Source organism: Streptomyces sp. NPDC045998, from assembly GCF_056430285.1.
The window spans coordinates 380,482-399,749 of sequence record NZ_JBWKLJ010000007.1; the positions used below are offsets into that span (position 1 = coordinate 380,482).

Below are 19,268 nucleotides of genomic sequence, written 5' to 3' on the forward strand. Positions count from 1 at the left end.
CGCACTCCTGCCCGTACGGGCCGATCGACGCCACGTGGCGCTGCCCAACCGTCTACACCGCGGGCCCGGTTGGTCGACGCGTTGCGGGTCTCGGTCCGAAAGGCCACCGGGTCGCCCGGCGAGGGCACCGACGTGTTCCGGCCGCGGGGACGCCGCCCAGGCGGAGATCGATCACTCGCATGACCTCGCACTGCAGGGCGCGTTCCTCGCCGCCTCATCCATCCACCCGGGCATGGAAGCCGGCTCACCGTGCCGGGACCGGCACATCACCTCGCACCGAAACGGTCCGAGCCTAAGCGGGCCGCTGCGCCGGGGAAAGTCCGGGATCAGGCCAAACACCGCCGTACGGCGGCGTGTTGGGGCGATGGAGCGCCTTGCTATGGTGCGCCGATGTCATCGATCAAGGAGTTCCAGGTCACCTTCGACTGCGCGGAACCCGAGCGCGTCGCTCGTTTCTGGTGCGAGGTGCTGGGGTACGTCGTGGCTCCTCCGCCGAAGGGGTTCGCCTCGTGGGAGGCTTTCGACCGCTCTCGGCCTCCTGAGCGGCGGGGTGCGGCGTTCGCCTGCGTCGACCCCTCGGGGGCGGGCCCGCGCCTGTTCTTCCAGCGCGTTCCCGAAGGGAAGGTCGTCAAGAACCGGGTGCATCTCGACGTGCGGGTCGCCACCGGGCTCGTGGGTGAAGAGCGCCTGGCCAAGCTCGAGGCCGAGTGCGCACGACTGGTCGCGCTCGGCGCGGTTCACGTGCAGACGCTGTATGACGGCAATGACGCGTGCATCCCGATGCTGGACATCGAGGGCAACGAGTTCTGTCTCGACTGAGCGCCCCCGCCCCGGCCCGGCATCCCGGCCCCGGCACCTCGGGACCCGCACCTTGGGGCCCGCACCCCGGCCCCCGCACCTCGGGACCCGCGCCCAGGGGCCCCGGGCCCCTCGTACCGGCAGGGGTCACGCCACCGGCAGCTCCGCCTCGATGAGGTCCGCGGCGCGCGGCGTGCCGCCCTCGGTCGCCATCTGCCGGCGGATGGCCTCGGCGCGCTCGGCGACCCGGGGGTCGGCGACCAGGTCGAGCACGGCCGTGCGCAGGGCGTCGGCCGTGGCGTCGGCCATCGGGAGGTGGCGGGCGACGCCGAGGGACTCCAGCATGTCGGCGTTGCCGAACTGGTCGACGGCCTGCGGGACCGCGACCATCGGCGTGCCCGTCGCGAGGCCCTCCTGACAGCCGCCCGCACCCGCGTGGGTGATGAACGCGTCGGCCTGGCGCAGGATCGCCAACTGGGGCACCCAGTCGTGGACTTCGATGGTGTCCGGTACGTCACCGAGCTCGGCCGGGTCGACGTACTTGCCGATCTGGAGGACGACGTGCCACCCGGGCAGGTCGCCGAAGGCCTTGACGCACTCCCGGTAGAAGTCCGGCTGCTTGGTGAACGTCGAGCCCAGCGATACCAGCAGGACCTTCTCCGCGCCGGCCGGCCGCTGCCAGTCGCCCTGCTCTACCCGGTCGTCCCGGCAGGCGCCGACGAAGGTGAACACGGACTCGTCGACCCGGTCGGCGTGGGGCTGGAGCGCCTTGGGAATCAGGACGACCGCCTTGCGGGGCCGGGATATCAGCCGGTCGGGGTGGGTGTCGACGCCGTTCTCGGCGAGCCATGCCTCGAAGCGGGCGTAGTACGCCTTGCCGCGCTCGGACGCCTTGAGGTCCGCGAACATCGGCTCCGCGACCTCCTCCTCGTACCCCTCCCAGGGGACCAGGTTCGGCCACAGGGATACGGCGGGGACGCCCCACCGGTGGGCGAGGACGGGCGCCGGATAGGAGGTGATGTCGTGGAGGACGAGGTCCGGCTCGTCACCGTCGAACGCCGCGGCGAGCTGCGGGAGGACGTGGATGGCGTCGTCGAGGAACGGCTCGATGTTGTCGATCAGTTCCGTCCCCCACGCCTCCGGGTCGTCGTCCGTCGGCAGGGTGGAGGTGTAGACGACCGGCTCGGCGCCGGTGGCGGCGACCTTGTCCGCGAAGGAGGCGGGGATCGCGTAGCTGACGCGGTGGCCCCGGGCGACGAGCTCCCGGATGACGTCGAGGCTGGGGTTCACATGGCCGTGGGCGGCGATGGAGAACATGGCGATGTGGGCGCGGGCGGCTGAGGTCATGCCCCCACCCTAAACGAGACGAGACGTCTCGTGCAACGCCGCCTTTCCGGGTCGGCCTATCTCTGGTAGCGGGCCAGCACCCGGTTCCCGTCCCGCACCAGGCGTTTCTCCAGTTCCTCGGCATCGATGGCGCCGCTGTAGTACTCCTGGAACGCGGGGGTGGCGACCTTGTCCTTCCACTCCGGATACCCGCGTACGGACTGCGCCGGAGCCGGACGCAGGTGCTCCGCCAGCGCCACTCCGGTCGCCCAGCCGTCCTTCGCGGTGTGCAGCGACGGGTCCCCGAGCGCCTCCGTCCCGGTCGGCAGCATCCAGTCGCCGCGCGCCAGGCGGACCATGTTGCGCGGCTGCAGCAGGAAGTCGATGAAGCGCGCGGCCTCCTTCTTGTACGGACTGTCCTCGGCGATCGACAGGGTCTGCGGACTGACCCCCTGGGCGAGCCCGCCCTCCCCCGCCGGCGCGGGCAGCACCATCCACTCGAAGCCCTCGGGTGCCTGCTGCGCGATCTGCTGACGGTACGAGAAACCGAGCGGCACCATCGCGTACCGGCCGCCGAAGAAACCGGGCAGGGTGTCCGAGCCGCCCATGCCGAGGGTGGAACGGGGCGCGGTGCGGTCGGCGGTGATCTGGTCGTGGACGGTGCCGGGCATGACGGCGTCGCCGTCGGTGAAACGGATGCGGACCTTGCCGTCGCCCTCGCGGTGGAAGAGCCGCCCGCCCGCCGACAGGCCCAGGTTGAGGGAGACGGAGACCGGCTCCTTCAGCGGCCAGGCGACGGCGTACCGGCCCTCCCCCATCGTCGCCGTGAGGTCGCGCGCGACCTGACGGAACTCCTCCCAGCTCCACGGTTTCGCGGGCGTGGGGATGCGGACGCCCGACGCCTCCAGGAGCTTCTTGTTCGCCATGATCACGCGCGGCTCCTGGAGGAACGGCACGCCGTACACGCCGCCGCCGAAGGTCGTCGTCTGCCAGCTGCGCTCGGGTATGTCCGCCGTCAGGCGGTCGGGCAGCAGGCCGCGCAGGTCGGCGAGGTAGCCGCCGTAGGCGAAGTCGGCGAGGTCGTCGGAGGCGTCGTGGATGATGTCGGGCGCCTCGCCGCCCTCGAAGGAGGTGAGGAGCTGGTCGTGGACGCTGTCCCAGCTGCCCTGGACGTACCGCACCTGGACGTCGGGGTGGGCGGCGTTCCACTCCGCGACCAGCTGCTTGTTGGCCTCGACCGACTCCTGCTGCCAGGCGAGGGACTGGAAGCGCAGCACGATGCGCCCGGGCGTGCGGTCGTCTCCGCCGCCGGAGCAGCCGGCCAGCAGCAGCCCGAGCGCGGCGACCACGGCGATGACGGTCCGTCGCGAATCCATCAGGACTTCACCGCCCCGGCGAGCATGCCGCCCGTGATCCGTTTCTGGATGACGGCGAAGACGACCAGCGACGGCAGCGTCGCGAGGAACGCGGCCGCGGCGAGCGGGCCGAGGTCGGCGACGCCCTCCGCGCCGAGGAAGTGGGTGAGGACGACCGGCAACGTCTGCTTCTCCGGGGTCTTGAGCAGGACGAGCGCGAAGAAGAACTCGTTCCACGCGGTGATGAAGGCGAAGAGCGCGGTGGCGACGATGCCGGGCGCCAGCAGCGGCGCGGTGACCGAGACGAGCGTACGGAGCCGGCCCGCCCCGTCGACGGCGGCCGCCTCCTCCAGCTCGGCCGGCACGGCCCGTACGTAACCCGCCAGCATCCACAGCGCGAACGGCAGCGACCACACCACGTACACCATGACCAGCCCGGGCAGCGTGTTGATCAGGTGCAGGTTCTTCAGCACCAGGAAGAGCGGGATGATCACCAGGACGAACGGGAACGCCTGGCTGACCACGACCCACCCGGTCGCGGCGGCCGAGAGTCTGCCGCGGTGCCGCGCCATGACGTAGGCCATGGGCGTGGCGAGAGCGACGGTGATCAGGGCGGCGCCGAGCGCCGCCGTCAGGCTGTTGGCGGCGGCCTGGAGCAGGGGCTGTTCGCCGAAGGCCTGCCGGAAGTTGGCGAGGGTGGGGTCCTCCGGGATCCAGGTGGGGTGCAGGGAGCCGAGCTCGCGGGCGGGCTTGAAGGCGGTGGAGACCAGCCAGAGGAAGGGGAAGGCGAGGAAGACGAGGTACGCGAGGAGGGCGGCGTACTGCCCGGCCCGGCCGACCCGCCGGGACCGCCGGACATGGCCGGCCGGGGCGGTACGCCGGAACCGGCCGGCATGGCTGACAGGGCTGACATGGCCGACATGGCCGACCGGGGTGCCCGCACGGTGCGCACGCCCGAGCCGGGCGGCCGCGCCCCGGACCCGCCCGAGCCGACCACCCGCCTCCCGGGCCCCTCCGGGCCGCGCACCCGCGCCGGGGGCGCCGAAATCCGTGCGTGGATCCCTCACCGCTCCTCGCCTCCCCTCAGCCGCCCCACGAGATACAGCGCCAGGAGTACGGAGATGACGGCGACCATCACGCAGCCCATCGCCGCCGCGTAGCCGAACTGCCCGTAGCGGAAGGCCTCCTCGTAGGCGAAGAGCATGGGCAGCCGGGTACGGCCGCCGGGGCCGCCGCTGGTCAGGACGTACACCAGCGCGAAGGAGTTGAAGTTCCAGATGAAGTTGAGCGCGGTGATGGCGAGGGCGACGGGCCTCAGCGCGGGCCAGGTGACGGTACGGAACCGGCGCCACGCGCCCGCCCCGTCGAGGGCCGCCGCCTCGTGGAGTTCGCGCGGGGTGTTCTGGAGCCCGGCGAGCAGCGCGACCGTCGTCTGCGGCATGCCCGCCCAGATGCCGACGAGGATCACCGCGGGCAGCGCGGTGGCGAGCCCGGTGAGCCAGGCCCGGCCGTCACCGAGGCCCAGGTCGCGCAGGGTCTCGTTGAGGACCCCGGCGTCCGGGTGGTAGACCAGCCGCCACATGATGCCGACGACCACCTCGGGCATGGCCCAGGGGATGATCGCGAGCGCCCGCGCCAGCCAGCGGAAGCGGAGATTCTGGTTCAGCAGCAGGGCGAGGCCCAGGGCGAGGAAGAACTGCGGAACGGTGACGCCCAGCGCCCAGAACAGCCCGATGCGGAACGACTCCCAGAAGAGCGTGTCGTGCAGCAGGTCCTGGAAATTGAGCGTGCCGACCCAGCGCGTGGCCTGGGTGCGCCCCGACTGGGCGTCCGTGAAGGCCAGAGCGATGCCGTAGAGGAGGGGGCCGACGCTGAGCACCAGGATGGGGATCAGGGCGGGCAGGACCAGGAACCAGGCTCCGTGGTCCAGGGGTCGGCGCCGCACCGGTCGGCGCTCCGACCGACGTGGGGGTCCGCCCGCTTTCCCACCGGACCGTTCCGTCGCGGTGGCCAATGTCACGGAATCGCCCCCTTTGTAAAGGTGAGCCGGCCTTGCGTCATCGTCCTGAGGGGCGGTCGGTTCGTCAAGCGGGCCTGCGCGAATGCGAGACTGTGCCGTTCGGAACGGATGCGGAACGGATGCGAACGGCACCGGCGGGTCCGGCCGTGTACAGCCGTGTACAGGAGGGACGCCATGGACGAGGCGCGGGCGCGCGAGGTCCTGGACGCCGCCGGAGTGGAGCCGGGGGCGGCACTGCTGGCGCTGGGTGAGAACGCGGTCTTCGCCGCGGGTGACCTGGTGGTCAAGGTGGGCCGCGGGGCCGAGTTGCTGGAGCGGGCCGCGCGGGAGGTGGCCGTCGCCTCCTGGCTGGAGCAGTCCGGTGTCCCGGCCGTACGGGCCGCCGAGCCGAAGCCCCGGCTGGTGGAAGGCCACCCGGTGACCGTCTGGCACCGGCTGCCGGACGCCGTGCGCCCGGCCGAGCCCAGGGACCTCGCGCCGCTGCTGCGCCGCGTCCACGCGCTGCCCGAACCGGCGTTCGGGCTGCCGCGCCGTGACCTGCTCGGCGGGGTCGAGCGCTGGCTGCGCCTGGCGGGTGACGCGATCGACCCGGCCGACGCGGAGTACCTGCGGGAGCGGCGCGACGGTTTCGCGTCGGCGGCGGCCGCGCTGACCCCGCGTCTGGCGCCGGGCCCCGTCCACGGTGACGCGCTCACCCGCAACGTCCACGTCGGCCCGGACGGCCCGGTCCTGGTCGACCTGGAGACCTTCTCCTCGGACCTGCGGGAGCACGATCTGGTGGTGCTCGCCCTCTCCCGGGACCGGTACGGGCTCGACCCGGCGGCGTACGACGCCTTCACCGCGGCGTACGGCTGGGACGTACGCGAGTGGGAGGGGTGTGCCGTGCTGCGCGGCGCGCGGGAGACGGCGAGCTGCGCCTGGGTCGCCCAGCACGCCCCCACCAACCCGAAGGCGCTCGCGGAGTTCCGCCGCCGGGTGGCGTCGCTGCGGGAGGGCGACCCCGGGGTGCGCTGGTACCCGTTCTGACATGATGGTGATCAACTCCCTTCCCCGACCGGAGGCTTGCGATGCGGGTGGAACTCGGCGACGTGGCGCTGGAGGTACAGGACAGCGGGGTGACGACGGCGGACGGCCGCGCCCCCGTCCTGCTCGTACACGGCTTCCCGGACAGCCATGACCTCTGGCGCCACCAGGTGGCCGCGCTGAACGCCGCCGGCTACCGCACCATCGCCCCCGATCTGCGCGGCTTCGGCGGCTCCGACCGGCCTGAGGGCATCGAGGCGTACGCCCCCGGCCGCTTCGTGGCCGATCTGCTGGGGCTGCTCGACCGGCTGGAGGTCGAGCGCGCCCACCTCGTCGGGCACGACTGGGGCTCCGGCATCGTGCAGGGGCTGGCCGGGGCGGCCCCGGACCGGGTGGCGAGTCTCTCCCTGCTGTCGGTGGGTCACCTCGGCGGGCTGTTGTCGGCCGGCTGGGAGCAGCGGGCGAGGTCCTGGTACATGCTGCTGTTCCGGATGGAGGGGCTCGCCGAGGAATGGCTGTCCCGCGACGACTTCGCGAACCTCCGCGAGATGCTCGCCGAGCACCCGGACCGGGACGAGCGGGTCGACGCGCTGCGCGCGCCGGGTGCGCTGACGGCCGCACTGGCGCTGTACCGCAAGGGCCTGCCTCCCGAGGTGGCGTTCGGCCCGCCGCTTCCGCTGCCGCCGCTCCCCGGCCCGGTCCTGGGCCTGTGGAGCACGGGCGACCGGTTCCTCACCGAGCAGTCGATGACCGGCACGGAGAAGTACGTGGCCGGCTCCTGGCGGTACGAGCGGGTCGAGGGCGCCGGTCACTGGCTCCCGTTGGACGCCCCGGAGCAGGTCAACGCACTGCTGCTCGACTTCCTGGCCGAGCACGGCTCCCCGGAGCGCTGACGCGCGCTCAGCCCGCGGCGGGCGCGGCCGCCGGCGCCAGGTCGCGCAGCGGCCACGCCGGGTCTATGACGGCGTCCGGCGTGCCCTTGCGGCGCAGGAAGCTCTGGAAGTCGGCGGCCCACTCCGCGTGCCAGCGGATCTGCCGCTCGTGCAGCTCCGCCGCCGTCAGCGCCCCGACCGGGGCGTGCCGCTCCGCTATCGCGCAGGCCACCAGCACGGCCGCCAGCGCGTCCGCGGCCGCCTCGTGGGCGCCGTCCAGCGCGACGCCGTACTCCCCGCAGACCGCCTCCAGGTTCCGCTTGCCGCGGCGGTAGCGGTCGACGGCACGGTCGATGGTGTACGGGTCGACCACCGGGCCGATCGGCGCGCCGCCCAGCCGTTCGGCCAGGCCCGGCAGCCCGTGCCGCCGCAACTCGGCCGTCAGGAGCGTCAGGTCGAAGGCGGCGTTGTACGCCACGACCGGCACGCCGCGCGACCAGTAGCCGACGAGGGTGTCGGCGAGCTCGTCGGCCACCTCGCGGGCGGGGCGGCCCTCGGCCGCGGCGCGCTCGCTGCTGATGCCGTGGATCGCCGAGGCCTGGGCGGGGATGAGGATGCCCGGATCGGCCAGCCACTCGCGGCGCACCACCGTCTCCCCACCCCGTACCTCCACGATCGCGGCCGTCACGATGCGTGCTTCGAGCGGCTCCGTGCCCGTCGTCTCCAGGTCGAAGCCGACCAGCGTCTCCCCGTGCCAGCCCATGCTGAACCTCCTTGTGGTGCGGTGGTGCGCCCCCGTGCGGTGCACTCCCCCCGTCGCGTCTTGGTCTTCACCTTCGCACGCACCACTGACAATCAGCCGGGACGAACCGGGACCGCGGGTCAGGAGACCGGGCGCGAGTCGGCCCACACCGACTCGAACTCCTCGCGGTAGGTCTCGAACAGCCCGTGGTCCGGCTCGGTTCCCGAGGTGACGACCGGCCGCCGGCCGCCGCGCAGCACCAGGACCGGCGCCTCCATGCCCCGGGCCCGGCGCAGGTACGTCTGGACGACGCCGACGCCGTCCGGGCCGTCCCCGTCGACCAGGTACGCGGTGAAGCGGGGCGTCTCGTCGAAGACCTGGATCTCGAAGGCGCCGGGGTCGCGCAGCCGGGACCGGACGCGCCGCATGTGGAGGATGTTCATCTCCACCGAGCGGCTCAATTCGCCCTTTTTGATCCCCAATTCCCTTTCGCGCCGTTTGACGGCGCTGCTGGCCGGGTTGAGGAAGAGCAGCCGTATCCGGCAGCCCGACTCGGCGAGCCGCACCAGCCGCCGCCCGGAGAAGTTCTGCACCAGCAGGTTGAGGCCTATGCCGATGGCGTCGAGGCGCCGCGCCCCGCCGAAGAGGTCTTCGGCCGGCAGCTGCCGCTGGAGCCGCACCCGGTCCGGGTGGACCGAGACCACGTCCGCGTACCGGTCGCCGACGAGGTCCTCCACCGCGTCGACGGGCAGCCGGTGCGCGGACGGCACGCCCGCGCTGCCGCCCAGGATCTCCAGCAGCCGGGCGGACGCCCGCTCGGACTGGTCGAGCACGGTGCGCGACAGCGCCCGGTTGCGGGAGACCACGTTGCGCGTGACCTCCAGTTCGTCGAGGGCGAGCTCCACCTCGCGGCGGTCGTCGAAGTACGGCTCGAAGCAGGGCCAGTGCTGGACCATCAGCTCGCGCAGCTGCGGCAGCGTGAGGAAGCTGAGGACGTTGTCGTCGGCGGGGTCCAGGAGGTACCCCTTGCGGCGGGAGACCTCGCGCACGGCGACGGCGCGCTGCACCCACTCCTGCCCGGCGGGCCCGGCCGCGGCCACCACCCAGTCCTCGCCGTGGACCGGCTCGTAGATGGGCCGCAGCACGGCGGCCACCACCGCGCGCAGCCGCTGTTCGACGAGATTCAGCCAGATGTACGCGCGTCCCGCCCGCTGGGCGCGGGTACGCACCTCGTTCCAGGCCTCCGCACCCCAGTCCAGCTCCGCACCGATCTCCATCGGCCGGGCGAGTGAGACCGCGCCGGGCGGGACATCAGCGGGGTCAGTGGAGTCCCCCTCATGACCTGCGTCACCTGGGGGCAGCTCCAACCCTCCCGAGCTCACCCGCGCACCGCCTTCAGCTCTCCGGACACCCGTCTCCAACGATCAAGGAAGGGTACTCCGGGAGCGGGAGCCGGTGCAGCCGGATGCACAGGCTCTTTTCCCAACGTCCGCTTCGGAACCGGCCGTTCCGGGGCCACCGCCCGGACGGAGTGAGCGGATTCATAATGGTCGCGTCCATGCCGGGCCGCCGCCCGGCCGCCCGGGCGCCCCCCGCGCACCGGCCGCACTCCCCTCAGCGCTCCGGGCGACACGCCGGAACGCGAGGTTGACCCGGGCAACCGCGCACCTCCCGCCACACCGGCCCCGGGCCCACCGGACACGGCCACCGCAGTCCTATGCGCTCGCTCCACTTTCGTGGAGGATCTGGCTCGAACCATCCCCAGAACCCGGATCAGAAGTGGAAGAGTCTTATCTATGCAGGTCTGGCCGGGACAGGCGTATCCCCTCGGCGCCACGTACGACGGCGCCGGAACCAACTTCGCGGTCTTCTCCGAGGCCGCCGACCGAGTCGAGCTGTGCCTACTGCACGACGACGGCTCAGAAACCGCGGTGGAGCTGCGCGAAACCGACGCGTTCGTACGGCACGCGTACCTGCCCGGCGTGATGCCGGGCCAGAGGTACGGGTTCCGGGTCCACGGACCGTACGCGCCGGAGCGCGGGCAGCGCTGCAACTCCGCGAAACTGCTCCTCGACCCGTACGCGCGGGCGGTCGCCGGCGCCATCGACTGGGGTGAGGCGGTGTACGGCTACCACTTCGGCAGGCCGGACTCCCGCAACGACCTCGACTCGGCGCCGCACATGATGGCGTCGGTCGTGGTCAACCCCTACTTCGACTGGGGCGACGACCGTCCGCCGCGTACCGACTACCACCGCACGGTGATCTACGAGGCCCATGTGAAGGGCCTGACGATGCTCCATCCGGCCCTGCCGGAGGAGCTGCGCGGGACGTACGCGGGGCTCGCGCACCCCGCCGTGATCGAGCACCTGACCGAACTGGGGGTGACGGCGCTCGAATTGATGCCGGTCCACCAGTTCGTCAACGACCACCGGCTGGTGGACTCCGGGCTCGCGAACTACTGGGGCTACAACACCATCGGCTTCTTCGCGCCGCACAACGCCTACGCCTCCTGGGGCGACCGGGGCCAGCAGGTGCTGGAGTTCAAGTCGGCGGTGCGCGCGCTGCACCAGGCGGGCATCGAGGTCATCCTGGACGTGGTGTACAACCACACGGCCGAGGGCAACCACCTGGGCCCGACGCTCTCCTTCCGGGGCCTGGACAACGCCTCGTACTACCGCCTCGCCGACAATCCCCGGTACTACATGGACACCACGGGCACCGGGAACTCGCTGCTGATGCGCTCGCCGCACGTACTGCAGCTGATCATGGACTCGCTGCGGTACTGGGTGACGGAGATGCACGTCGACGGGTTCCGCTTCGACCTGGCGGCGACGCTGGCGCGCCAGTTCCACGAGGTGGACCGGTTGTCGTCGTTCTTCGACCTGGTGCAGCAGGACCCCGTGGTCAGCCAGGTGAAGCTGATCGCCGAGCCGTGGGACGTCGGCGAGGGCGGCTACCAGGTGGGCAACTTCCCGCCCCTGTGGACCGAGTGGAACGGCAAGTACCGGGACACCGTACGGGACCTGTGGCGGGGCGAGCCGCGCACGCTCGCGGAGTTCGCCTCGCGGCTCACCGGGTCGTCGGACCTGTACCAGGACGACGGCCGGCGCCCGCTGGCCTCGGTCAACTTCGTGACCTGCCACGACGGCTTCACGCTGCGCGACCTCGTCTCGTACAACGACAAGCACAACGAGGCGAACGGCGAGGGCAACCGCGACGGCGAGAGCTACAACCGCTCCTGGAACTGCGGTGTGGAGGGCGGGACCGACGACGAGGGCGTGCGCGAGCTGCGCATGCGCCAGATGCGCAACTTCATCGCCACCCTGATGCTGTCCCAGGGCGTGCCGATGCTGAGCCACGGCGACGAGTTCGGGCGTACGCAGGGCGGCAACAACAACGCCTACTGCCAGGACAACGAGATCGCCTGGGTGCACTGGCCCGAGCCGGGACCTGAAGCGGGGTCCGAACCGGGTTCCGACGAGGAGGCCGCGCCGGACGCGGAGGAGGCCAGGTCGCTGCTGGAGTTCACCCGTTCGATGGTGTGGCTGCGGCGCGACCACCCGGTCTTCCGGCGCCGCCGGTTCTTCCACGGGCGGCCGGTGGAGGGCACGCACGACGAGCTGTCGGACATCGCCTGGTTCACCCCCGAGGGTGAGGAGATGGGGGTACGCGACTGGCAGGCGGCGCACGCGAAGGCCCTGTCGGTGTTCCTGAACGGCAGCGCCATCTCCGAGCCGGGCCCGCGCGGGGAGCGGATCGCGGACGACTCCTTCCTGCTGATGTTCAACGCGAGCGCCGAGGAGCTGGAGTTCGCCGTTCCGGTGAACCACGGGCGCCAGTGGCAGGTGATCGTGGACACCGCCGTCCCGGAGGGCATCGAACCGGGCCAGGGCGCCAAGCTGGCCGCGGGCGACCGGCTCACACTGATCGGCCGCAGCCTGACGGTCCTGCGCCGGCCGGCCTAGACGGTTCCCGTGACGACGGGGGCGGCGGCAGGGGTACGGGGCCGGGTGCGGACCGTCCAGGACAGCACCGCACAGGCCACCGCCCCGGCCGCCGCCACCGCGAAGGCGGCGGCCGGGCCGTAGGTGTCCGCGAGGCGTCCGGACAGGGCCAGCGCCAGCGCCTGGCCGCCGACGATGCCGCTCGTCAGGAAGGCCATGCACTCGGCGAGGCGGCCGGGCGGGACGATCCGCTCCGTGAGGCCGAAGACGGTGATCAGGTGTGGGGCGTACGCGACGCCGAGCACGACCACCGCGGCGTACAGCGACCAGAGCGCGTCCACGAAGAGCAGCGGGACGGAGAGCGCCACCAGGGCGACGGTGGCCGCCCGCCAGCGTATGGTCAGGCCGATGCGGGAGGGGACGGCGGCCATCGCGAGCCCGGCCGCCGCGCTCATGACGCCCATCGCGGCGTAGACGAGCCCCGCCTGGGCGGGCTGCCCGAGCCTCTCGGTGAGGGCCGTGATCCCCGCCTGGGAGGCGCCGAACATGGCGCCCTGGAGGACCATCGTCACGCGCAGCGCGTGTGTGGCGCCCGGCAGCTTCGTACGGTCCCGGTCCGCGCGGGCGGTGGCGGCCCCGACCTTCGTCGCCGTCGGGTGCAGCGCGAAGGCGGTGCCGCACACCGCGAGCAGCCCCGAGGCGACGAGCAGCGCGGCCGCCGGGTGCGCCAGGGCGGCGGCGAGGCCCACCAGGGCGGGGCCCAGCACGAACGACACCTCGTCCACCGTGCCCTCGAAGGACAGCACCGCGCCCACCGTCCGGTCGTCGGCCCCGGCCCGCCGGGCCAGCGCCACCGAGCGGGTCCTGGCCAGCGGGCCCACCTGCGGCACCGTCGCCCCGGCGAGCGCCCCGAGCACCACCAGCCAGCCCGTCGCGGCCTGCGCCAGGGCGGCGGCCACCAGCGCGGCGACGGCCGCGGCGTTGGCGAGGGAGGCGACGAGCACCACGCCCCGCTGGCCGTGCCGGTCGGCGGCGCGTCCCAGCAGGGGCCCGGCGACCGTCTGTCCGGCGGCCAGCGCCCCGCCCGCGAGCCCGGCGGTGGTCAGGGAGCCGCTGGTCTCGGCGACCAGCAGGAGGCTGCCGAGCTGGCACATGGCGGTGGGCAGCCGTCCGAGGAAGGACACCACCGGGAGCAGGGGCCCTATCAGGGCGATGACGTCGCGATACATCCGGAACATCACGCGAACGTAACGTAGCGTCGGACGTAAATCGCATGGGGTGATGCACCAGAAGCCCCCCAAGCGGGTACGTACGTTCGCATGACGCCCAACTCGACCTATCGGCTCCAGATCCAGCCGGAGTTCCCCTTCTCCGCCGCCGCGGAAGCGGTGCCGTACCTCGCCTCCCTGGGGGTGTCGCACCTGCACCTGTCGCCGGTCCTGGAGGCCGTCCCCGGGTCGGCGCACGGCTACGACGTCACCGACCACAGCCGGGTGCGGGAGGAGCTGGGCGGCGAGGACGGGCTGCGTGCCCTCGCCCGGACCGCACGCGCGCACGGGCTGGGCCTGGTGGTGGACCTGGTGCCCAACCACATGGCCGCCGCGCCCCGCCACAACCGGGCCCTGTGGGAGGTCCTGCGGGAGGGCCCGGACTCCCCGTACGCCCGCTGGTTCGACATCGACTGGGCGGCGGGCGGCGGCAAGGTGCTGCTGCCGGTGCTGGGCGGGCGGATCGGCGACGAGCTGGACCGCCTGAGCGTCGTCGGCGGGACGCTGCGCTACTACGACCAGGAGTTCCCGCTGCGCGCCGGTACGGAGGGGCTGGCGCTCCCGGAGCTGCTGGACGCCCAGTGGTACCGGCTCGGCTGGTGGCGGCTGGCCCGTACGGAGCTGAACTACCGCCGGTTCTTCACCATCTCGGACCTCATCGGAGTGCGGGTCGAGGATCCGGAGGTGTTCGCCGCGACCCACGCCAAGATCGTGGAACTCGTACGGGACGGGGTGATCGAAGGGCTGCGGATCGACCACCCGGACGGGCTGGCGGATCCGCGCGCGTACCTGAGCGAGCTTCGGGAAGCGACGGGCGGGGCCTGCTGGACGGTGGTGGAGAAGATCCTCACCGGGGAGGAGCGGCTGCCCGCGCGGTGGCCGGTCGCGGGCACCACCGGCTATGACGCGCTGTACCGCGTCGACGGCCTCTTCGTCGACGAGGCGGGCGCGGAGGAACTGGCGGAGCTGTACCGGCGCTACGCGCACCCGGCCGGAGACCGGGGCGGCCACTGGGAGGCGACGGCGCGCCGGGCGGCGTACAAGGTGGTGACGCACGCACTCGCCTCGGAGGTGGCCTTCCTGACCCGGACGGCCGCCCGCGTCTGTGCCGCCGACCCGGCTCTGCGCGACCACGCGCCCTGGGCGCTGCGGGCCGCCGTCCGGGAGCTGCTGATCCGGGTGCCGGTCTACCGGCCGTACGGGCCCGGCGCGGAGGACGTCCTCACCGCCGACGCGGCCCGTGAGGCGAAGGCCACCTTCACGGTGCCGGAGGAGGCGGACGCGGTCGACGTCGTACGGGACCTGGCGCTCGGCCGGCTCGGGGACGGTCCGGACCACCGGGCGTTCCTGGTGCGCTTCGCGCAGACGTCGTCGGCGCTGCGGGCGAAGTCCGTCGAGGACACGGCCTTCTACCGGTACACGCCCCTGGTGTCGGCGAACGAGGTGGGCGGGGAGCCCGGTCGGCCCGCCGTGAGCCCGGAGGAGTTCCACGCGTACTGCGCGCGGCTGGCCCGCGACTGGCCGGCCACCGGGACCGCGCTGTCCACGCACGACACCAAGCGCAGCGCGGACGTACGGGCGCGGATCGCGGTCCTGTCCCAGTGTCCGCAGCGGTGGGAGAAGCTGCTGGACGACGTGGCCGGGCGGACGGCGGCGCCCGCGCCGGACGGGCAGCTCGCGTGGGTGGCGTGGCAGACGGCGTTCGGGCTCGGACGGGCCGCGCCGGAGCGGCTGGAGCAGGCCCTGCTGAAGTCCGTACGGGAGGCGGGGCTGCACACCAGCTGGACGGAGTCCGACCCGGCGTACGAGCGGGCCGTGGCGGACTTCACGGCGGCGGGCCCGGCGGGTGCGCCGCAGTACCTGGCCGGGGAGCTGGCGCGCGAAGTGGAGCCGTACGTACGGGCCAACGTGCTGGGCGCGGCCCTGCTGCACCTGACCATGCCGGGGGTGCCGGACGTGTACCAGGGCACCGAGCGGGAGTACCGGGCCCTGGTCGACCCGGACAACCGGGACCCGTTCCGGGAGGGCCCGCCCGACGAGAAGACGGCGCTCACGCGTGCGGCGCTCCTGCTGCGGCGGCGCCGTCCGGACGCCTTCGGTACGTCGGGGACGTACGAGCCGCTGAGCGCGGCGGGGCCGGCGGCGGAGCACTGCGTCGCCTTCTGCCGCTCCGGGGAGGCGGTCACGGCGGTGACCCGGCTGGCGCTGCGGCTGGCGGAGGCGGGCGGCTGGGGCGACACGGCGCTGAGGCTGCCGGACGGGCTCTGGTACGACGCGCTGGACGGGCGGGAGTTCGGCGGGGCGGTGCCCCTGGCGGAGCTGTTCGCCGCGCGGCCGGTGGCGCTGCTGACCAGGGAGCGCGCGTCGGCGGGTTGACGAGCCTCGCCTCCCGCGGCTCCCTGACCGCGTGCCCCTTGACCGCGCGTCAGCGGGTGGAGCGCGCGGTGAGGCGGAAGCTCATCTGTCCGAACGCCACCAGGTCGCCGGCCCGTACGACGACCGTGCCGGTGACGCGACGGCCGTTGACGGTGGTGCCGTTGGTGGAGCCGAGGTCGCGCAGCAGCCAGTGGTCGCCCTGCAGGGACAGCTCGGCGTGCGCCCGGGACACCGTCTCGTGGCTGAGCCGCAGGCCGTTGGCGGGGTCTCGGCCGATGCGCAGGGGGTACGGGCCGGGTTCGGGGAGCAGCAGCTTCGGCAGCCGCTCGGCCTGCCACGCCCGCCCCAGACGTACGGTGAAGGCCGACATCCGCTCGACGACGCCGAACACCCGCTTCGCCCAGCGGCCTTCGGTGCGCAGGTCGGCGGTGAGCGCGGCCAGTTGGTCGGGGCGCTGGGCGACGAGGGCGAGCTCCATGCGGTGCAGGAAGGTGTCGTGCGACAGCTTGCCCTGCGCGGCGCCCTCGCGGAGCATCCCCAGGACACGGTCCCGTTCGGCGTCCGACAGCCGGGCGGAATACGTGTGGAACTCGGAATGCGACGTCACATGTGTGATTGTCGGTCCGGTCGGCCCGGGGTGTCCAGACAGAACCCCGTTGTCAGACGCCCTTGGTACGGTCTTGATACGTGATCCCTCCGAGGGACCGCGGGGGACTTCAGGGGGAAGAAGAGCACATGAGCGATCTGACCGTACGCGCTCTCGGCGCGGACGAGGCACGGCTGTTCCACACGCTGCGGGACCCCGGGCTGGTGGGCCGGGTCATCACCGGTGTCGACTACCGCACGGTGGCGGAGGGCGGCGACTACCGCCCGGAGTGGACCTGGGTCGCCGAGCGCGACGGCGAGGTGGTCGCCCGCGCCGCCTGGTGGGGCGGGCCGGACGACACCGAGCCCATGCTGCTCAACTGGTTCGACTTCGCCGACGGCGAGGACGAGGCCGGCGCCGAACTGCTGCGCCGCGCCGCACACCGGACCGAGTACGAGCTGATCCTGCCGGCCGGGTGGCGCGAGCAGCCCGGCGTGCGGGCGGCGGGTGAGGCACGCATAGCGGCCGCCCAGGCGGCGGGGATGCGGCTCCTCGTCGAGCGGTTCCGGTACCACTGGACGCCGGAGTGCGGGCTCCCGGAGCGGCCCGGCCGGCTGGAGTTCCGGCCGGAGCCGGACGACGACGTGATATTCGAGATCCTGCGCCGGGTCCACTCCGTCACGCTGGACGCGCACGCGCTCCACGCCATCGCCCAGGGCGGCCCGGACGCGGCCGCGCAGGAGGAGCTGGACTTCTTCCGCTGGTGGCCGTCGCCGCGCGAGTGGTGGCAGGTGGCGTACACGCCGGACGGCGAGGTCGTCGGCCTCCAGATACCCGCGCGCAACACCGCCGGTCCGATCGTCGGCTTCATCGGCGTCGTACCGGAGCAGCGCGGACACGGGTACGCGTACGACCTGCTGGTCGAGTGCACGCACTTCCTGGCCGAGCGGGGCGCGCAGTTCATCGCCGGGGCGACCGACCAGGGCAACTTCCCCATGGCGAAGCACTTCGCCCGGGCCAACCACCCCGTCGTGCAGGAGCGCGTGCACCTGGTGTGACCGACGGCCGACGCGGGCCGGCGGCGCGGCTCGCGACGCGGCTCGCGCGTTCGGCCAAGTGTCGTGCTTCCGGTTCTCGATCTTGCCAGGATGGAGGCATCGGGGGATTCGACGACAAGGGGATCGCCAGTGCTGTTCGAGGTGTGGGCGCCGGAGGCGGAGGAACGGGTCGAGCTCCAGTTGGAGGGTGCCCGGCACCCCATGGCGCGCGACATGCGGCGGGACGGCTGGTGGCTGGCCGAGGCGGCGGCCGGTGAGGGCGCGCGGTACGGCTTCGCGCTGGACGGCGGGCCCGTCCTGCCGGATCCGCGCTCGCGCCGCCAGCCCGACGGGCCCGACGGGCTGAGCGCGGTCGTGGACCACGCGGCGTACGAGTGGCGGCACGGCTCGCCCCCGCGCGGGCTGCGCGGCGCCGTGCTGTACGAGCTGCACATCGGCACGTACACGCGCGAGGGCACGTTCGACGCGGCGGCCGCGCGGCTGGACCACCTCGTCGAGCTGGGCGTCACGCACGTGGAGCTGATGCCGCTGTGCCCCTTCCCCGGCCGGCACGGCTGGGGCTACGAAGGGGTGTCGCTGTGGGCGGTGCACGAGCCCTACGGCGGCCCCGAGGCGCTGAAGCGGTTCGTCGACACCGCACACGGCCTGGGCCTCGGCGTGGTGCTGGACGTGGTCCACAACCACCTGGGCCCGTCCGGCAACTACCTCCCCGCCTTCGGTCCGTACTTCACCGACACCCACCACACCCCGTGGGGCGCGGCCGTGAACCTGGACGCGCCCGGGTCGGACGAGGTCCGCGCGTACCTGCTGGGCAGCGCACTCGCCTGGCTGCGCGACTACCGGATCGACGGCCTCCGCCTCGACGCGGTGCACGCGCTCGCCGACACGCGGGCGCTGCCGTTCCTGGAGGAGCTGTCGGCGGCGGTGGACGAACTCGCCGCCGAGCAGGGCCGTGAGCTGTTCCTGATCGCCGAGTCCGACCAGGCCGACCCGCGCACGACGCGGCCGCGCGAGGAGGAGGGCCTCGGGCTGCACGCCCAGTGGAACGACGACTTCCACCACGCCCTGCACACCACGCTCACCGGCGAGTCCCAGGGCTACTACGCCGACTTCGCACGCGCCCCGCTCGCCGCGCTCGCCAAGACGCTCCAGCACGTCTTCTTCCACGACGGAACCTACTCCTCCTTCCGGGGCCGCACGCACGGCCGGCCGGTCGACCGGGAGACGACGCCCGCGCACCGGTTCCTCGGCTACGCCCAGACCCACGACCAGATCGGCAACCGCGCCACCGGCGACCGGCTTTCGGCGTCCTGCTCCCCCGGGCTGCTCGCGTGCGCGGCGGCTCTGGTACTGACCGCGCCGTTCACGCCGATGCTCTTCATGGGCGAGGAGTGGGGCGCGGGCACGCCTTGGCAGTTCTTCACCGACCACACGGACCCGGAGCTGGCCGAGGCCGTACGCAACGGGCGGCGGCGGGAGTTCGCGGCGCACGGCTGGGCCGAGGAGGACGTGCCGGACCCTCAGGACCCGGCCACGCGGGACCGGTCCTGTCTGGACTGGGCGGAGCGCGAGCGGGAGCCGCACGCGCGGCTGCTGGCCTGGCACCGGGAGCTGATCGCGCTGCGGGCCGCCCAGCCCGATCTGACCGACCCGGACCTGGCGGCGATCCGCGTCTCCTACGACGCGTCGGCGCGCTGGCTGGCGTACCGGCGCGGGGACCTGCGCGTGGTCGTCAACTTCGCGAAGGAGCCCGCCCGGGTGCCGCTGGGTGCGCCCGCGCGGGTGCTGGCGGCCTGGGAGCCGGTCGAGGACCCGGACGGCGAGGGCACGGTGCTCCTGCCCCCGGAGTCCTGCGTGGTCCTCACGGACGCGACCGACCACTGAGCGCGTCCACCCGCGG

General features: G+C 73.1%; 14 protein-coding genes and 1 pseudogene. 7 read left to right on the forward strand and 8 right to left on the reverse strand.

Features of this window, described 5'->3' with window-relative positions:
* Positions 1-390 precede the first annotated feature (390 nt).
* Positions 391-819, forward strand: coding sequence for a VOC family protein (locus tag AC07FJ_RS22755; RefSeq protein ID WP_479051162.1), 429 nt, complete (start codon positions 391-393; stop codon positions 817-819).
* A gap of 126 nt (positions 820-945) precedes the next feature.
* Here the strand turns inward: AC07FJ_RS22755 and mgt are convergent, their stop codons facing one another.
* From mgt to AC07FJ_RS22775, 4 genes and pseudogenes are all read right to left on the reverse strand, one after another.
* Positions 946-2,145 (reverse strand): macrolide-inactivating glycosyltransferase, encoded by a 1,200-nt coding sequence (mgt, locus tag AC07FJ_RS22760; protein WP_479051163.1) that lies wholly within the window; start codon positions 2,143-2,145, stop codon positions 946-948.
* A 56-nt stretch (positions 2,146-2,201) separates the two neighbouring features.
* Positions 2,202-3,500 (reverse strand): ABC transporter substrate-binding protein, encoded by a 1,299-nt coding sequence (locus AC07FJ_RS22765; RefSeq protein ID WP_479051164.1) that lies wholly within the window; start codon positions 3,498-3,500, stop codon positions 2,202-2,204.
* A pseudogene (locus tag AC07FJ_RS22770) lies at positions 3,500-4,330 on the reverse strand (carbohydrate ABC transporter permease); the annotation flags it as partial. The pseudogene AC07FJ_RS22770 and the gene AC07FJ_RS22765, both read right to left, overlap by 1 nt.
* A gap of 212 nt (positions 4,331-4,542) precedes the next feature.
* The gene (locus AC07FJ_RS22775) at positions 4,543-5,499 is read right to left on the reverse strand and encodes a carbohydrate ABC transporter permease (RefSeq protein ID WP_479051165.1); all 957 of its coding nucleotides are present in this window, start codon (positions 5,497-5,499) and stop codon (positions 4,543-4,545) included.
* A gap of 174 nt (positions 5,500-5,673) precedes the next feature.
* Between AC07FJ_RS22775 and AC07FJ_RS22780 the strand changes: the two genes are divergently transcribed.
* Both AC07FJ_RS22780 and AC07FJ_RS22785 read left to right on the forward strand, forming a co-directional pair.
* Positions 5,674-6,525: a phosphotransferase enzyme family protein gene (locus AC07FJ_RS22780; protein ID WP_479051166.1), complete on the forward strand. Its 852-nt coding sequence runs from the start codon at positions 5,674-5,676 to the stop codon at positions 6,523-6,525.
* Positions 6,526-6,566: 41 nt separating this feature from the next.
* Complete coding sequence (locus AC07FJ_RS22785; RefSeq protein WP_479051167.1) at positions 6,567-7,415, forward strand: alpha/beta fold hydrolase; 849 nt, start codon at positions 6,567-6,569, stop codon at positions 7,413-7,415.
* Positions 7,416-7,422: 7 nt separating this feature from the next.
* Here the strand turns inward: AC07FJ_RS22785 and AC07FJ_RS22790 are convergent, their stop codons facing one another.
* Both AC07FJ_RS22790 and AC07FJ_RS22795 read right to left on the reverse strand, forming a co-directional pair.
* Positions 7,423-8,157 (reverse strand): exonuclease domain-containing protein, encoded by a 735-nt coding sequence (locus tag AC07FJ_RS22790; protein WP_479051168.1) that lies wholly within the window; start codon positions 8,155-8,157, stop codon positions 7,423-7,425.
* A 119-nt stretch (positions 8,158-8,276) separates the two neighbouring features.
* The gene (locus tag AC07FJ_RS22795; RefSeq protein WP_468287868.1) at positions 8,277-9,518 is read right to left on the reverse strand and encodes an SAV2148 family HEPN domain-containing protein; all 1,242 of its coding nucleotides are present in this window, start codon (positions 9,516-9,518) and stop codon (positions 8,277-8,279) included.
* Positions 9,519-9,932: 414 nt separating this feature from the next.
* On the opposite strand from AC07FJ_RS22795, the gene glgX reads away from it, so the two are divergent.
* Positions 9,933-12,101: a glycogen debranching protein GlgX gene (gene glgX / locus AC07FJ_RS22800; protein ID WP_479051169.1), complete on the forward strand. Its 2,169-nt coding sequence runs from the start codon at positions 9,933-9,935 to the stop codon at positions 12,099-12,101.
* On the opposite strand, the gene AC07FJ_RS22805 is transcribed toward glgX, so the two are convergent.
* Positions 12,098-13,309 (reverse strand): MFS transporter, encoded by a 1,212-nt coding sequence (locus AC07FJ_RS22805; protein ID WP_479051252.1) that lies wholly within the window; start codon positions 13,307-13,309, stop codon positions 12,098-12,100. The two genes, glgX and AC07FJ_RS22805, sit on opposite strands and share 4 nt — an antisense overlap.
* Before the next feature lie 90 nt (positions 13,310-13,399).
* Between AC07FJ_RS22805 and treY the strand changes: the two genes are divergently transcribed.
* Complete coding sequence (gene treY, locus AC07FJ_RS22810) at positions 13,400-15,724, forward strand: malto-oligosyltrehalose synthase (RefSeq protein ID WP_479051170.1); 2,325 nt, start codon at positions 13,400-13,402, stop codon at positions 15,722-15,724.
* A 49-nt stretch (positions 15,725-15,773) separates the two neighbouring features.
* Here the strand turns inward: treY and AC07FJ_RS22815 are convergent, their stop codons facing one another.
* Positions 15,774-16,331: a DUF1707 and FHA domain-containing protein gene (locus AC07FJ_RS22815; protein ID WP_361424739.1), complete on the reverse strand. Its 558-nt coding sequence runs from the start codon at positions 16,329-16,331 to the stop codon at positions 15,774-15,776.
* A 128-nt stretch (positions 16,332-16,459) separates the two neighbouring features.
* On the opposite strand from AC07FJ_RS22815, the gene AC07FJ_RS22820 reads away from it, so the two are divergent.
* Together AC07FJ_RS22820 and treZ are read left to right on the forward strand one after the other, a co-directional pair.
* Complete coding sequence (locus AC07FJ_RS22820) at positions 16,460-17,368, forward strand: GNAT family N-acetyltransferase (protein ID WP_479051171.1); 909 nt, start codon at positions 16,460-16,462, stop codon at positions 17,366-17,368.
* Positions 17,369-17,497: 129 nt separating this feature from the next.
* Positions 17,498-19,252, forward strand: a complete 1,755-nt coding sequence (treZ, locus tag AC07FJ_RS22825; RefSeq protein ID WP_479051172.1) for a malto-oligosyltrehalose trehalohydrolase — start codon at positions 17,498-17,500, stop codon at positions 19,250-19,252.
* Positions 19,253-19,268 lie beyond the last annotated feature (16 nt).